Annotated in this window: 10 protein-coding genes and 1 pseudogene; 6 read left to right on the top strand and 5 right to left on the bottom strand. The window is 61.7% G+C overall.

What is annotated here, in order from left to right:
• The 5 genes from DIE22_RS34650 to DIE22_RS34630 are packed head-to-tail and all read right to left on the bottom strand — an operon-like array spanning position 1 to position 4,428.
• On the bottom strand, positions 1-873 hold the full coding sequence (locus DIE22_RS34650) for a branched-chain amino acid ABC transporter permease (protein ID WP_124607212.1): 873 nt from the start codon (positions 871-873) through the stop codon (positions 1-3).
• A gap of 2 nt (positions 874-875) precedes the next feature.
• Positions 876-1,592: an ABC transporter ATP-binding protein gene (locus tag DIE22_RS34645; RefSeq protein WP_124607211.1), complete on the bottom strand. Its 717-nt coding sequence runs from the start codon at positions 1,590-1,592 to the stop codon at positions 876-878.
• On the bottom strand, positions 1,589-2,392 hold the full coding sequence (locus DIE22_RS34640; RefSeq protein WP_124607210.1) for an ABC transporter ATP-binding protein: 804 nt from the start codon (positions 2,390-2,392) through the stop codon (positions 1,589-1,591). Before DIE22_RS34640 ends, DIE22_RS34645 begins: the two co-directional genes overlap by 4 nt.
• A gap of 42 nt (positions 2,393-2,434) precedes the next feature.
• Positions 2,435-3,613, bottom strand: a complete 1,179-nt coding sequence (locus DIE22_RS34635; RefSeq protein WP_124607209.1) for an acetyl-CoA C-acetyltransferase — start codon at positions 3,611-3,613, stop codon at positions 2,435-2,437.
• 32 nt (positions 3,614-3,645) lie between these two features.
• Positions 3,646-4,428 carry an SDR family NAD(P)-dependent oxidoreductase gene (locus DIE22_RS34630; protein WP_124607237.1) on the bottom strand — a complete coding sequence of 261 codons (783 nt, stop codon included), beginning with the start codon at positions 4,426-4,428 and terminating at the stop codon, positions 3,646-3,648.
• 193 nt (positions 4,429-4,621) lie between these two features.
• Here DIE22_RS34630 and DIE22_RS34625 point away from each other — a divergent pair, with 193 nt between their 5' ends.
• The 6 genes and pseudogenes from DIE22_RS34625 to DIE22_RS34600 form a co-directional block, all read left to right on the top strand.
• Positions 4,622-7,249: a LuxR C-terminal-related transcriptional regulator gene (locus tag DIE22_RS34625; protein ID WP_124607208.1), complete on the top strand. Its 2,628-nt coding sequence runs from the start codon at positions 4,622-4,624 to the stop codon at positions 7,247-7,249.
• A 132-nt stretch (positions 7,250-7,381) separates the two neighbouring features.
• Positions 7,382-8,605, top strand: a complete 1,224-nt coding sequence (locus DIE22_RS34620; RefSeq protein WP_124607207.1) for an ABC transporter substrate-binding protein — start codon at positions 7,382-7,384, stop codon at positions 8,603-8,605.
• Positions 8,602-9,435, top strand: coding sequence for an enoyl-CoA hydratase/isomerase family protein (locus DIE22_RS34615; protein ID WP_124607206.1), 834 nt, complete (start codon positions 8,602-8,604; stop codon positions 9,433-9,435). The genes DIE22_RS34620 and DIE22_RS34615 overlap by 4 nt, the downstream gene beginning before the upstream one ends.
• A gap of 246 nt (positions 9,436-9,681) precedes the next feature.
• Entirely contained in the window at positions 9,682-10,365 is a 684-nt protein-coding gene (locus DIE22_RS34610; protein WP_124607205.1) for a nitroreductase, read from the top strand.
• 271 nt (positions 10,366-10,636) lie between these two features.
• The gene (locus DIE22_RS34605) at positions 10,637-11,254 is read left to right on the top strand and encodes a TetR/AcrR family transcriptional regulator (protein ID WP_124607204.1); all 618 of its coding nucleotides are present in this window, start codon (positions 10,637-10,639) and stop codon (positions 11,252-11,254) included.
• 668 nt (positions 11,255-11,922) lie between these two features.
• Positions 11,923-12,338, top strand: a pseudogene (locus DIE22_RS34600) (glycosyl hydrolase); the annotation flags it as partial.

Below are 12,338 nucleotides of genomic sequence, written 5' to 3'. Positions count from 1 at the left end.
TTAGACACGTTGTACGATGCGACGACCCAGCAGACCTGCGGGCCGCACGATGAGGACGACGACGATAAGAACCAGAGCCACCGAAAGCTTGAGTTCGGTGCCTACAACGTAGGTACCAATCAAGTTTTCAAGCACCCCAACCAGGAATCCGCCGATCACGGCACCGACCGGATTGTCGATGCCCCCGATGAGCGCCCCCGCGAACGCATAGATGAGGACACCGCTCATCATGCCGGGGTCGAGGAAAACCACCGGCGCGACCATCATTCCGGCAACCGCGCCGATGGCGCCCGCCAAGCCCCACCCGAGCATCAGCATCCGGCCCACACGAATGCCGAGTAGACGGGATGATCCCGGGTTTTGCGCGGCAGCGCGCATTGCGAGACCCAGCGTGGTAAAGCGGAAGAAGGTGAACAGTGCGGCGACGATGCACAGCGCGACGAAGATCGTTCCGACCTGATGCGCCGACATCAGCGCACTTCCGAACCACGCATCTTTCGGAAACGGGCTCGGAAACGCCTTGATCTGGCTGCCGAACAGCCAGCCGGCCAGGCTATGGAAGATCACCAGGAGACCGATGAAAACCACCACGACGCTCAGTTCGGGCGCCTTGTGCAACGGCCGTATCACGACGAACTCCAGTGCCGCCCCCATCGCGAAAGACAACACGATCGTAAGGAAGAACGCACCCCAGTACGGCACGCCTGCCTGAATCAACGCCCATGCAATGAAGGTCGAGAACATCGCCATCTCGCCTTGTGCAAAGTTCACTTGATGAGTCGCCTGGTAGATCATGACGAGCGCGAGCGCCAGGCAGGCATAGATACCGCCTGTCGACAGGCCGGTTACCAGTTGTTGAATGAAAGACTCCATGCTCACTCTCCGAGGTAGGCGCGACGCACGGCATCGTCGCCACGCATCGACTCGCTGGTGCCGTGCTTGACGATGCGGCCCGACTCGAGCAGATAGGCCGTGTCTGCCAGCTCCAGCGCGATCCGCGCGTTCTGTTCCACCAGCAGGATGGCAACCTGCTGCTCGTCACGGATACGGCGCATGATGGCGAAGATGTCGCGCACCATCATCGGTGCCAGGCCAAAAGAAGGCTCATCCAGCAACAGCAACGCGGGGCGCGCCATGAGCGCGCGCGCGATCGCCAGCATCTGCTGCTCCCCACCGGAAAGCGTGCCGGCCTGCTGCGCGCGACGCTCCTTCAAACGGGGAAAGTAGTCGTACATGCGCTCCACGTCTTCCTCGACCGCCCGCCGGTCCTTGCGCGCATGACACCCGAGATACAGGTTTTCCTTGGTCGTCAGCCCCAGGAACGTCCCACGGCCATCAGGCACGTGCCCGACGCCGAGCACGGCAATCTGTTCGGTCGAACGGTCTTCGATCTGTTGCCCACGAAACGTCACCTTGCCGCTCGTACGCGCCATGAAGCGGCAGATCGCGCGCAACGTGGTCGTCTTGCCCGCTCCGTTCGCGCCGAGCAGAGCCGTCACTTGACCGGCTTCCACGTTCATGTCGATGCCGTGCAAGACCTCCGACGCGTTATAGCTCGCCCGCAGATCGCGGATTTCCAAGAGCCGAGTCATGCTGTCTCCCCTTCTTCCGCTCCGAGATAGGCCCGAATCACGTCGGGATGGTTGCGCACATGCTCAGGGCTCCCGTCGGCGATCTTGCGGCCGAAGTTCAATGCAACGATTCGGTCGCACACCCCCATGATCAGACCCATGTGGTGCTCCACCAGCAATACCGTCAGGTTCAGGCGCTTGCGAATGTCCAGAATCAGTTCGCCGAGACCGCTTAGCTCCTCGTGGTTCAAGCCGCATGCCGGCTCGTCCAGCAATAGCAAGGACGGTTCGCTTGCAAGCGCACGCGCCAGTTCGACCCGCTTCTGCGTTCCGAACGGCAGGTCGGCGACGATCCGGTGGGAAAACGCCTGCAATCCGACGAGTTCCAGTGCTTCATCCACGCGTGCCTGGGCCGCGCGCTCGGTGCAGACAGCCCCCGGCAGTCGAAGCGCGTCCGCAAGGAAGCCGTTGTGGTGATGCGAGTGGACACCGACCAGTACGTTGTCGCGCACCGTCATGGTCCGAAACAACGCCAGATTCTGGAAGGTTCTGCCCACGCCCAGCTTCGCGATTCGATGTCGCGGCATTCGGGACAACGCATGGCCATCGAAGTGGATCGTGCCGCTGTCGCAGCGATAGAGTCGGGACAGGCAGTTGAACAAGGTGCTCTTGCCCGCGCCGTTCGGGCCAATCAAGCCACGAACTTCACCCCGACGCACATCGAAACTGACACGGTCCAGTGCCACGATCCCACCGAAGCGCACGGACACACTGTCCACCGTGAGCAAAGGCGCCTCCGCGCGTTCTTGTCTTTGTTGCATCCCAGTCTCCATGGGTGAGCCTGCCCGGCCCGCGGCGCTGTATCAGAGTCGCTCGACGATCGTGACGTTCGCCATGCCACCGCCTTCGCACATGGTCTGAAGGCCGTAGCGACCACCGCGCTGTCGAAGGACGTTGATCAGCGTGGTCATCAACTTGGTTCCCGACGCGCCCAACGGGTGGCCCAGCGCGATCGCGCCGCCATTGACGTTCAGCCGCTCGGGATCCGCACCGATCGCTTGCAGCCAGGCCAAAGGCACCGGAGCAAATGCTTCGTTGACCTCGTAGGCATCGATGTCCTGAATTGTCAGACCGGCCTTGCGCAACGCAATCTCGGTCGCGGGAATGGGCGCCTCGAGCATGATGACCGGATCGTGGCCCATCACCGACATGTGATGCACGCGTGCGATGGGTTCGAGCCCGAAGGTCTTGAGGGCACGCTCGCTGACCACAAGGACGCCAGCGGCACCATCGCAGATCTGGCTGGCATTGGCCGCAGTGATGAGCCCGCCGTCCTGCAGCAGTTTCACGCCGGCGATGCCCTCGAGGGTTGCATCGAAGCGGATGCCCTCGTCCGCGGCATGCATTTCACCCGTGGCGCCGCTTTCCTTGGTACGGGCTTCCAGCGCGACGATCTCGCGCGCGAAACGCCCTTCTCGCGTTGCCACGGCAGCACGCCGGTGGCTTTCGAGCGAATACGCGTCAAGTTGTTGCTTGGTCAGTTCGTACTTCCGCGCGATCATCTCGGCGCCGGAGAACTGGCTGAACTGGACACCGGGGAATCGCTCGTCCATGCGCGGGCTGTTGTATACGCCCAGTCCGGCCTTTCGCGGAAGTTCGCTGGGCGTGAACATCGGCACGCGCGTCATGCTCTCGACGCCTGCGGCAATCACACAGTCCATGGTGCCCGACATCACGGCCTGCGCCGCGAAATGCAGAGCCTGCTGCGACGAACCGCACTGCCGGTCGACCGACGTCGCGGGCACCGAATTCGGCAGCGTGGATGCCAGCACCGCATTGCGGGCGATGTTCATCGACTGCTCGCCGGCCTGGCCGACGCAGCCCATGATCACGTCCTCGACTGCAGCCGGATCGATCCCGGTGTCCCCCACCAGGGTGTCCAGGACGACGGATGCCAGGTCGGCGGGATGCCAGCCCGACAGGCGGCCATTGCGACGGCCGCCAGCGGTGCGGCGAGCAGCGACGATATATGCTTCAGCCATGAATGCTTCTCCTGCGGTAATGAAGGGTTTGATCAGCGGGGCGCCATGCGAATCGCGCCATCGAGGCGGACGCACTCGCCGTTGAGGTATCCATTGGTAATCGTGATTTCGACCATCTGAGCGAACTCGGTCGGCGAACCGAACCGTTTGGGGAACGGAACCGACGCGGCCAGCGCGTCCTTCACCTTGTCGGGCGCGGCCTGCATCAGCGGGGTGTCGAAGATGCCGGGGAGGATGGTGTTGACGCGGATACCGTCGTCCATCAGGTCGCGGGCGATCGGCAGCGTCATACCTGCGATCGCTGCTTTCGACGCAGCGTACGCCACCTGCCCCATCTGGCCATCCTGCGCGGCGACCGACGCCGTGTTGACGATTACGCCGCGCTCTCCGTCCGGGCCCGGCGGCAAATCGAGCATGCCTGCCGCGGACTTTGCTGCACAGCGGAAGGTCCCGAGCAGGTTGATCTGAATGACTCGCTCGAAATCCTTCATTGGAAAATGTCGCCCGGTACCGGTGGTCTTGTCACGACTCGCCGTTTTCGCGGGGTGGCCGATACCGGCGCAGTTGATCATGATGCGTTCCTGACCGTGTGCAGCCCGCGCCCTGACGAAAGCAGCGTCCACCTGCTCATCGGACGTGACGTCCACGGAGCAGTAGATCCCGCCGATCTCGTTGGCCAGGGCTTCACCCAGTTGGGCGTTGAGATCGAATACGGCGACCCTGACGCCGCTGGCCGCCAGACGGCGGGCGGTTGCGGCCCCCAGGCCGGAGGCGCCACCGGTCACGACGGCGGCAATAGAAGAATCAAGAAGCATAGTGAGCGCGATGTCTGCTGGACGGCCATCCGTCCACTGCGATTCGTAGTCTAGGGACGCACCTGGTGCGATACCATCGTCGGAAGAGACGAGTGCACGCAGGACCTTCACACGCAACAATTCGACACATCCCAGCATGCGATCCACTTCAGTGCCCCCAGTGTCCGCCTATCCCCCCCACCAGACCACGCCGATGATTTCCCTGGCCAAGCTGGCACCCTTGGTGCAACGCGCGGCCGAGGTGAAGCGCGCCGGCGTCGCCAGCCGACTCGCTAACGCCGGCGCGGTCAAGTTGATCCTCGTGCGCGCCCCCGCCGGTTTCGGCAAAACGATGGCAATGGTCCAGATCCGCGAAGCACTCGAAGATCGCGGGGTGGCGACTGCCTGGCTGACGCTGGATGCCGCCGACAACGACGTGCCGCGTTTTCTGGCCGGCTTGTCAGCCGCACTCGGCCAGATGGGCCTCGAGCGAGGGGCCTCCGCGCAGGACCCACTGGCCCAACTGGTATCGGAACAAACCCCCTACGCGTTGTTCCTGGACGATTTCGAGGTCATCCGGGAAGGTGGCGTGCTCGGCCTGGTGCGTGAGTTGCTGGAGCAGTTGCCGCGCAACGGCCAAGTGATCATCGGCTCGCGCAATCTGCCCGACCTTGGTGTCGGTCGTCTGCGCGCGCGGGGCCTGCTACTGGAGCTCGAAACGGATTCGTTGCGTTTCTCGCCGTCGGAGGCCGCTGAATTCTTTAGGCTGCGAGGGGCCGAACTGTCACTGGAAACGCTGGACCGCGTCCTTGGAAAAACCGAAGGCTGGGTAGCAGCCCTTTGGCTGCTGTCGCTGGCGCTGCAACGTTCGGATCAATCCGCGGATGTCGTCGCACGACTATCCGCATCGGACCGCGACGTGGCGGACTATCTCACCGAAGAGGTGTTCTCTCAGCAAGCGCCCCTGGTTCGGGAGTTTCTGCTGCGCACGAGCGTGCTGCATCACCTTAGCGCACCCGTGTGCCAGGCGTTGCTCCCGCAGGTGGATTGCGATGCCATGCTGCAGTCGCTGCATCGCGGCAACGTTTTTCTTATCCCTGTGGAAGACACGCCCGATCTGTTCCGCTACCACAGCCTGTTCGCGGACTTCCTGCGCCGCCAGCTCGAGCGGGAACGCCCCGACGACGCCGCGCGACTGCACCTGGCCGCCTCCGGCTGGTATGAGTCGCAGCAGCGCCCCGTGCCCGCAATCGACCACGCCATTGCCGGCGGTGACTATCCGCACGCGCTGGAACTGCTCGAACACCATGCGCACGGACTCCTCGAACAAGGCCGTATGCGCCTGCTCGATCGCTGGTTTGCCACGATCACTCCCGAATTGCTGCGCGCTCGACCGCGGCTGCAGGTGATCGCGGTATGGGCACGCTGCTTCAGCCAGGGCCCCTGGACCGCGATGAAGTGGCTGGAGGAGTCAGGCTGCCAGGACAGCACCGATCCGCAGGTTCAGGCCCATGTCCGGGCACTCCTTCCGGTGCTGCTGGCGATGATGGATCGCTACGAAGAGGCCAATGAAGCGGGACATTCCGGCCTGGCTCGACTACCGACCGGCAATGCGTTCGTCGACAGCGTGCTGCTCAATGCGATGGCCCATATCCTGTCGGTCATCGGCGAACGCAAGGAAGCGCACCGCTTCCTCGAGGACGCACGCCATGCCCAGGCAGACGGAGCCTTCAACCGCATGTACACCGAGACCGTCGGGGGAATGCTGGACCTGCGCGAAGGCCATCTGCGCCAGGCGACGGCCCGCTTTCGTATGGCGGTCACGGCTACGTCGAGCACCTCTGCCTACAACTACGCACATGGCAACGCATGGGCCGGTGTGCCCTATGCCGCGGCGCTTTACGAAGCCGACGACCTCGTGGCGGCCGAACGCCTGCTGAACGTCTACCTGCCCTTGGCGAGGGATGTCGGGCTGCCCGACCACATGATATCCAGTCACCGCCTGCGCGCGCGCCTTGCGTTCTTCCGCGGAGAAGTGGACACCGCGTTGCTGACGTTGACGGAGCTCGAATACCTGGGCCATCAGCGCCAGTTGCCACGCGTCACTGCCAGCGCGAAGCTGGAACGTTCGAGACTTCTGACGTTGCAAGGTCATGCCGTTGCAGCGCGCGAGGAATTGGGGCGGGCCCTGGCGCTGGACGCCCTCAATTCCGATACGAAGCCCGCACAGGACGTCGATGATTCATTCATCGCACAGATGCGGCTTGATCTTCATGCTGGCGATCCCGGTTCCCTGGTGCAACCGCTAGAAGCCCAGTTGCGACTTGCCCAGCAGTCCGGCCGCCAGCATCGCGCCCTCAAGCTCCGCCTGTTTCTGGCGCTGGCCTTCTTCCGCAATGGTGACGTGGGTCGAGCGATGAACTGGGCGAATCCGCTTCTGCAGGAAACCTGTCGCGAGGGATTCGTTCGCTTGCTGCTGGATGAAGGGCCTATCGTGGCTCCGCTCCTGCATCGCATGCAATCGGGTTCGGCGGACTCCGCCCAAGACCCGATCCTGCAGGAGTACGTCCAGCGTCTGGCCGATCGCCTGGGCCCGGTCGGCGCCGACGACGAAGCCGACACCGGCCAGGCCGTATCCGGGCCAGCCGAACCGCTTACGCGTAAAGAGATTCGCGTTCTCCAGCTGCTCGCAGAGGGCTACTCCAATACCGCGATGGCTGAAAAGCTGTTCATCTCCGACAGTACCGTACGCACACATCTTCGCAACATCAACACCAAGCTCAACAGTCGCAGCCGTACCCAGGCCGTGGCAATCGCGCGCCGGTTGGGCATCGTACGCTGAACAGCTTGCCTGCGGATGTGCAATTCGTCGCTTCCGACGATGGGGGGCCGGCCGCGCCGCGCCTAGGATGCCAAGGGACTACTAGCAGAAAAAAACCCAGGGGCATCCGCACCCTGCATTCCAGGAGACAACATGACCGTCCGAATCGACCGCAGAGCGTTTATCGCAGGCTTGGCCGCCGCTTCACTGATGCTGGCCACGACCGGGACCTACGCCCAGAAGAAATATGACCCCGGTGCCACCGATACCGAGATCAAGATCGGCAACATCCTGCCCTACTCGGGCCCGGTGTCGGCCTATGGCACGATCGGCAAATCGGCTGCAGCCTATTTCGCGAAGATCAACGCCGAAGGCGGTGTCAATGGCCGCAAGATCAATTTCGTCTCGGTCGACGATGCCTACACGCCGTCCAAGACGGTCGAGCAGGCTCGCAAACTGGTCGAACAGGATCAGGTACTGGCGATCTTCCTGCCGCTCGGGACGGCCAACAACCTCGCGATTCAGAAATACCTGACGGTCAAAAAGGTGCCGCAACTCTTCGTCGGCTCGGGCGCCACCCGTTTCGGCGACGTCAGGCAGAATCCCTGGACCATTGGCTGGCAGCCCACCAATCATGCCGAGGCCATCGCATATGGACAGCACATCTTGCAAACCCAGCCGAATGCAAAGGTCGCGATCCTGATGCAGAACGACGACTTCGGCAAGGACTATTACCAAGGCATCATCGACGGTCTGGGAAGCAAGGCCAAGTCGATGATGGTTTCGTTCCAGACGTACGAGACCACCGACCCGACGGTCGACAGCCAGATCGTGTCGATGAAGGGCTCGGGCGCCGATACGCTGATTCTGCTGACCACGCCGAAGTTCTCGGCCATGGCCATCAAGAAAGCGGCCGAAATCGGCTGGCAACCGGCTCGGTATGTCGTCAGCTCCGCAAGCTCAGTGGGCACGGTGCTCAAGCCGGCCGGCTTTGGCGCGTCCAAGGGTGTTATCAGCGCGACCTATCTGAGGGATCCGACCGATCCGGCCACGAAGGCAACGAAGGAGTACCAGGATTACGCGGCCTTCATGAAGCAGTACTACCCCGCGGGTGACGTATCGGACACGCTGAACGTGCTCGGCTACTCGATTGCCCAGACGCTGGTGCAGACCTTGAAGCAGGCGGGCGACAACCTCACGCGAGAGAACGTGATGAAGCAGGCGCTGAGCCTGAACATGACGCTGCCGATGCTTCAACCCGGAATCAACGTGCAGACGTCGCCAGCAGATGCCTATCCGATCAAGAAGCTGCAGTTGATGCAATTCGACGGCACACGCTACGAGCTCATGGCCGGCGTGTTCGGCAGCGGTAAGTGACGTCGCTGATGTTTCGCGGGCGCCGTCCGGTGGTGCCCGCTCCGCGGAGAGCAACTTTGGATTGTCGATTCGAGCGCATCGAGTCCGGTGCCGTCTTCACCATCACCCGTCCCGATCGGTTGAATGCCCTCAATCGAGTCGTCTGGGACGGACTGGAGTCTTGTCTGGACGCAGTGGAACGGGATGGCACGCGATTTCTGCTGATTACCGCCGAAGGAGAACGTGCCTTCAGCGCCGGTAGCGATCTGAAGGACAACGCTATCGAGACATGGGATCAGCAAGCCAGGAAGAACGACCGCATTCGCAATTTGCTGCTGCGACTTTCACAATCACCATTGTTCACTATCGCTGCGATGAATGGCACCGCGTTTGGCGGAGGGCTGGAACTCGCCCTCGCTTGCACCGTTCGGACCGCTGTGAAAAGTGCCACATTCGCGATGCCGGAAATTCGGTTGGGTGTGATGCCGACATACGGCGGGACTCAATTCCTGCCGGCGGTCATTGGTCGCTCGCGCGCGGCGGAATTGATGCTGACCGGACGAGTGCTGGACGCTCAGGAAGCCCTGATGTGGGGGCTCGTGAGCTTCGTGAAAGAAGACCGCATTGCTCTACTGGAGCATGCAATAGCGTTAGGGACCGAGGTGGCGGGATTCAGCGCCATCGCGTATCAGAGCATCCTCGACTGTCTTCCCCCGACCGACGGCCCTGCCGACCAGGCCGGAATGGACAGAGAGGCTGCACTCATGCGGCGTGTGCTTGAAACCGATGACGCGAAAGAGGGTATTGCTGCTTTCCTCGCGAAACGCAGACCGGTCTTCAAAGGCTTGTGAGATCTCCCGACGCGAACATGCGATAGTTCGCGTGAGCTCAAGCCGACAAACAAGGTCGTCCATTAGGACGATAGGAGACCATCCCGGGCGTCGCTAATATCAATTGGCAGGCCACTCGGCTGGTGAACGGAGTGACCGAGCGACCCGATCGTGCGGGAAACATTCATTACGCTTGATGCCGTCCGATCCCCCGTACGCCGCCTCTTTTTCGATCCAAGCCACACGCGCACACGCGCGATAGAGTCCATGACAGACACGCCCCTTTTCGACGCTCTGCGATCCGTTCTCGACGCGCGATTCAGTTGCCGCGGCTACCTCTCCCGAGAGGTGCCCGCCGAAACGATCGACGCGATTCTCTCGATCGCTCAACGCACGCCGTCTTGGTGCAATTCGCAGCCGTGGCAAATCATCGTCACCCGGCCCGCCGCCACGAACCGGCTTCGTTCCGCGTTACAGGCAGCATCCGCGTTACCCAACGACCAGTGGGAAATCGCGCCGCCGGCGGAATACCGCGGAATTTACCGCGATCGCAGACGCACCTGCGGCTTGCAGTTGTATGAGAGTGTCGGTATTGCCGCTGGGGATCGGGAGGCCTCCGCCCGTCAAGCCGAGGAGAATTTCAGGCTGTTTGGCGCGCCACATGTGGCCGTCGTCACGACCGAAGCGCTGCTCGGCACCTATGGTGTTCTCGATTGCGGCGCATACGTGAACAACTTCATGCTGGCCGCGGCGAGCCTTGGTGTGTCGGCGATCGCACAAGCCGCCCTTGCGTCCAAGGCGCATGCCCTGCGCGAGATCCTGTCCATCCCGCCGGAGCGACGCGTCGTCTGCGGCATCTCCTTCGGTTACGCGGATCCTTCGCATCCCGCGAATGCATTTCGAACCGAAAGGGCTCCGCTGGATCAGGTTGCCACGATCGTAACCCGGTAATGCATCGATTGACTCGTTATCTGGGTGACCACCTGGATAACGAACTCACTCTTGCAACAGCGCCTCGCCGAAGCCAGTGTCTCGCGATGCCGGGCAGGCGATACGCTTCCCGGGAAGACTTCCCGACGCGCGGCACTACCCGAAAGTATAGATTCGACGTCATGGTAGCATCCGCCATTCGCATACTGCGGTTGCCGCCACCGGGTGTCGATCTGTTTGTGAAAGGCAGACATTCACGGGAGGCGGACACGACGAATCCGAGGGAGTCTTCATGGGCGCTACCGCTTCACCGTGGAAGAAGGCTGAAGCTCGCGAAAGCGAGAGAGAACGAAAACGGCTAGCCGTTCTTCGAACCGCCGCACGTCTTTTCAATGAAAAGGGGTTTCATGCCTCGTCGCTGGATGAGGTCGCCGAGCGGCTCCACATCACGAAGCCGACGGTCTATTACTATGCAAAGAACAAGGACGAAATCCTGTTCGAATGCGTACGCATGGGCCTGGACATGATGCAGCAGGCGATCCGCAATATCACCGTGACGGGTGGCAGCGCAGTCGAGAAATTTGAAGCTGCCATGCTCGAATACGCGAAGATCGTCACGATGGATTTTGGCATGTGCGTGATTCGCATCGGTGAGGAATCCTTGATTCCGGAGAACCGGGTCAAGCTTCGCAGGCTCAAGGCAGACATCGATCACGAGTTCCGGATTCTTCTCGAAAAGGCCATCGAGGAGAAGGCCTTCGCCCCTATCGAGCCCAAGCTTGGCGCCTTCGTAGTCGCAGGCGCGCTGAGCTGGATTGGCCGCTGGTATCGTGAAGACGGGGGAATGACCGCCGAGGAAATCGCTCGCCAAGCCACCTCCATCTTGTTGAACGGCCTGCGAGCACGATGAAGGCTTGGCCGATGCGCAATCGGCGACTACTGGATCGAACCCCGCCGTATCCACTCCTGCATCCGGTGACTGTTGTCACATGCTGCGCCACGATTGAGTTCCATCCCTCCCTTTCCGCTTCATTCCGCAAAACCAAGACGTTCGGCATCAGAACACACGCAGTGCATGCAGCAACAGTGCCGCGCGTCTGTCCAGGCGCACCCAAACCACCCGACGGATCGTTGCCGCGTTAGTTCACGGCACTGGGCACTCAACTCAGTCCGCGTAGCGCGCCGGCATACTTCCTTATGGCCTACTACACGAGTACTTCTTACTCCACCGCACAACGCAATCGGCAACGACGACCGTCATTTTTTCGCCGCTCCACTACGAGAAACAAAAAACCTACTCATAAGTAGAAATACCATTGCCGTAGCGAGACTACACCCCTACCATTGGTCACTGCAGAGAATCGCTACATCCGATTCGGTAACGCCGGGCTGCCCGTATGCAGGCACTCACGTCGACCGTTCGGGCTTAACCGGCCGTAGCGGCTCCTCGCCTGATCTGGCATGCCGACGCCACATCATCCCGCATTGTCAGCCGCTTGTGTTCGATGCGAATCCATCGGACGCATGCAACTCCAGACCTCATTCGAATAACGAGCAAACTTCAACATGGAGAGAAATATGCGGGACAAAATCTTGCCAGCCGCCGTTCTGTCAGTAATCCTCTGTATCAACGCATATGCAGGCGACACAGATTTCAATTCACAAGGCGACGCCGCCGACGCATTCGCGTCGTCCGCCGCGCAGCAGCGCGCCGACCTCCTCGTGCGCAAGATGACGCTCGACGAAAAACTGCAGTTCATCCATTCACAATATGAGTGGATAAAGGTCCCCGGTGGTGGTGCTGGCTACATCCAGGGTGTGCCACGGCTCGGCATTCCCGATTTGGATATGGTCGACTCGGCGACCGGCTCCGGCAGCAGCTGGCAAACAAGCTCGACGTTCCCCGCCACGATCGCTGTCGCCGCGAGCTGGGATCGCCGCCTGTCGTACGACTACGGCAAGCAGGTCGCGATCCAGTTGCGCGCGCAAGGGTT

This window comes from Burkholderia sp. Bp9142, assembly GCF_003853415.1.
Classification (GTDB): domain Bacteria; phylum Pseudomonadota; class Gammaproteobacteria; order Burkholderiales; family Burkholderiaceae; genus Burkholderia.
Note: the sequence above shows the minus strand (reverse complement) of the source record. Positions and strands in the feature narration are given on the sequence as shown.